Source organism: Bacillus sp. JJ1503 (assembly GCF_036965125.1).
GTDB lineage: Bacteria > Bacillota > Bacilli > Bacillales > Cytobacillaceae > Cytobacillus.
Map to the genome: position 1 here is coordinate 1 of NZ_JBALOZ010000391.1, position 2,923 is coordinate 2,923.

At 36.7% G+C, this 2,923-nt stretch carries 3 protein-coding genes; 1 reads left to right on the forward strand and 2 read right to left on the reverse strand.

All coding sequences use genetic code 11. From position 1 onward, the window contains the following. Positions 1–96: 96 nt before the first annotated feature. The gene (locus tag V7149_RS23530) at positions 97–1,254 is read right to left on the reverse strand and encodes an ABC transporter permease (RefSeq protein ID WP_335348005.1); all 1,158 of its coding nucleotides are present in this window, start codon (positions 1,252–1,254) and stop codon (positions 97–99) included. After that, complete coding sequence (locus tag V7149_RS23535) at positions 1,244–1,996, reverse strand: ATP-binding cassette domain-containing protein (protein WP_335348006.1); 753 nt, start codon at positions 1,994–1,996, stop codon at positions 1,244–1,246. The genes V7149_RS23530 and V7149_RS23535 overlap by 11 nt, the downstream gene beginning before the upstream one ends. Before the next feature lie 191 nt (positions 1,997–2,187). Here V7149_RS23535 and V7149_RS23540 point away from each other — a divergent pair, with 191 nt between their 5' ends. Next, on the forward strand, positions 2,188–2,889 hold the full coding sequence (locus tag V7149_RS23540) for a LytR/AlgR family response regulator transcription factor (protein WP_335348007.1): 702 nt from the start codon (positions 2,188–2,190) through the stop codon (positions 2,887–2,889). Positions 2,890–2,923 lie beyond the last annotated feature (34 nt).

Here is a 2,923-nt window from a genome sequence, read left to right on the forward strand (position 1 = left end):
CTAATATTCTATGAAAAAAGCTAAAAAACCTTTATCGGAAATAAAGAAAGAGACCGTTCCACCAAGTAAGAATAGGAACCGTCCCTTTTAATTTCATTAATTCATAACCCACTTATCCTTCATGAATAAGATTCTTCCAATAATAAAGAGTACAATCATACAAATGACGTTACTTGCAATCGTTATTAAAATATGTTCTATATTGACAATACCGAAAACTAATTCCTTCAATATACTGAAAAGGTTCATGATTGGAATCGCGAAATGCTCAAAGCCTAATTCATTGATTCCAATTCCGGATATAACCATCGTTGGAATAATTGCCAGCATCATAACAGGCGTACTATAGCTTTGCGATTCCTTTACCGTTTTGCCAATAATGCTTGTAATCATAAGGATTGATGCGTTGAACATGGCATAAATAATCGAGGTTAGGATAGCCAAGCCGATGATGATTCCTGCGTTTTCTCCAAAAGTGACAGCCTTTTTCAGATTTTCAGTTAACAAGCCAATTTCTAATGCTACGACAATTAGAGTGATAATTCCGGTTATTGCTCCAACAGTTGCAATAGTCAGCCATTTTGCAAAAAGCAGTGTTGAACGGTTGACTGGTGTCATTAATAGAGCTTCCATTGTTTTTCTTTCTTTCTCGCCAGCAAATAAATCTGAAGCAGCCGGACCTGCACCGACCCCAATCGCAATTGATAAAATTAATGGAATGAGCATAGCAATTAAATTAATATTAGGATCCTCTGCAGACATTTCCTTTTGATTAATAGCAAAAGGCTGAATGACCGAAGATTCTGTTCCTAGCTTCTCCAATCGGTCTGAAGTGACCGATTTTTCGTAAGCTGTTAAAGCGGTATTTACTAGATTCATCAAATTCGAGGAGTTCTGGCTAAAGGAATTACCGATAATGGTCACTGAAGCCTCCTCACCTTTATTAATGCTTTCGATAAAATTAGAACTTAGTTCAAGAGCAGCTAAAGCCTCACCCTCATTCAGAGCTTCTTCAGGATTTGCTGATTTAACAAATTCAATATTTTCAAAACCAGAAAATAGGCTCTCCTCTTCTGTACCAAATGATTGATCTACAGCCAGTGTATATGTCTTACCTTCATCACTAGATATTAATTTTTCATAGAAAAAGGTCATTCCAGTCATCATAATAATTGGCAGCAATACCGTTAATAATAAAGTTCTGCTGTCACGGAAGCAGTCTTTTAATTCTTTAAAGTAAATTTTACGAAGCATAGTGGTTTCCTCCTCTAACAAGCTTGCTCATAAAAATATAATTAAGATCTCGGCTTTCTTCAGACTTATAAAGGGTTTCAAGATTTCCATTGTATACCAGTTCTCCCTTATGCATCATCACAACCGAATCACAAAGCAGCGAAACTTCCTCCATAATATGGCTGGAAAAAACAATCGTCTTTCCTTCACGTTTCAGCTGATGAACAAGCTGACGGAATACATTGGATGAAGTAATATCTAATCCTGTTGTTGGTTCATCGAAAAGAATGATTTCAGGATTGTGAATAAGCGTTCTGGCGATGGCTACTTTTTGCCGCATTCCTTTAGAGAACCCGCCAACCTTTCGATCGAGATAATCCCTCATGCCAAACATTTTCGTCAGGTCATCAATCCGTACTTTTGTTTCATGCTTTCCTAAGCCATAAAGGCTTGCAAAGTATTCAAGATTTTCACGAGCGGTTAACCGGTCATACAGCCCTGTTTCCCCTCCAAAAAGCACGCCGATTCGTTTCTTAATTTCATTTGGATTTTTTACTGTATCATATTCCCCTACAGTTACACGGCCTTCTGTAGGAGTAAGTAATGTAGCAATTGTCCGAAGCAAGGTTGTTTTTCCTGCGCCATTCTCACCTAGCAGCCCTAGTACTTCTCCCTTAGAAACGTTAAAGGAAACATGCTTTAAAGCCGTTACATATTTCTTCTTATCCTTAAATTGTTTTGTCACTTCATGAATTTGAATCATCGTCTTCATCACTCCGTCTGTTTTCATTTCTTGTATTTATCTTACAAGGAAACAAAAAGGGAATCTGCACTTATGTCGCGAATATTCCTTTTCGTGTCGCGAAAATGACAAATTCTCTATTAAGAATGGTAAAATAATGAAAGCAGACTCACTTGTGAGGATGAACCGAGCTTTTTATCGTAAAGGAGTTCATTATGAGGATTGGTCTTGTAGATGATCGCAAAATTGACTTAGACAAATTAAATGGAATCATTTCAGGTATAGAAGGTGTGGAAATTATCTTCTCCACCACATCAGCAGAAGTAGCCTATGAACATATTAAAAAAGAAGAAATTGATTTATTAGTTGCAGATATTGAGATGCCGGACCTGTCCGGCTATGAACTGGGAGATATTATTCATTCACATGCCCTGAATATTTCAGTCATTTTTGTTACCGGAAATAGCGGCTATGCTGTTCATGCTTTTGAAATCAATGTACATGATTATATTATGAAGCCATACCCAAAGGAACGGCTCATCCAATCGATTGAACGGCTAAAGGAGAAAACAAAATCTGCCGAGATTAATGGACGGCTTTATATTAAACAGAAAAACAATATTCATATCATTCAAAAGAAGGATATCATTTTTATAGAAAGATCCGGAAGGTCCACGACCATCTATACAAAATCCGGGCAGATCAAAACATACCAAACATTGAATGAATTAGAGGGCGAGCTGCGTGAACGTGATTTCATTCGTTCACATCGATCATTTATCATCAATATTCACTATGTGTTGAACTTCTCTCTCTACGCAAAGAATTCCTATATTGTTACCTTTGAAGGTATTGAGGAACAAGCGATGATTACAAAGGAGAAAGTAGATTTTTTACAGCAAAATTATTTTTAAAGGTGGAAAAGACTTGATACTGAATAAAATATAT

What these genes read in the sequence shown, in the direction of transcription:
- V7149_RS23535 (WP_335348006.1), bottom strand. Translation starts at nt 1,996, where the DNA reads ATGATTCAAATTCATGAAGTGACAAAACAATTTAAGGATAAGAAGAAA.
- V7149_RS23530 (WP_335348005.1), bottom strand. Translation starts at nt 1,254, where the DNA reads ATGCTTCGTAAAATTTACTTTAAAGAATTAAAAGACTGCTTCCGTGAC.